The following is a 208-nucleotide window of genomic DNA, read 5'->3' as shown; positions in this document are numbered from 1 at the left end:
TGCCTGAGTTGTACTGCCTGCCGTAGCTCCTGTAACATTCGTGATATCGATGATTACGGTTTCATTTCCTTCGTACAGGGTATCATCGGCCGGATCAATGGTGATCGTTCCGGTCAACTGGCCTGCAGGAATCGTAATGGTAGTATTGCTTGCTGTATAATCTCCTGCTGAAGCCGTTCCTGTAAAGCCTAAACTTACCACTGTATCG

The 208-nt window shown here is 47.6% G+C and carries 1 pseudogene; it reads right to left on the bottom strand.

Annotation, left to right across the window (positions count from 1 at the left end):
* Window positions 1–208 (bottom strand): annotated as a pseudogene (locus tag FLACHUCJ7_RS00070) (hypothetical protein); the annotation flags it as partial.

Origin of the sequence: Flavobacterium salmonis, assembly GCF_903819435.1 — a bacterium.
GTDB lineage: Bacteria > Bacteroidota > Bacteroidia > Flavobacteriales > Flavobacteriaceae > Flavobacterium > Flavobacterium chungangense.
Note: the sequence above shows the minus strand (reverse complement) of the source record. Positions and strands in the feature narration are given on the sequence as shown.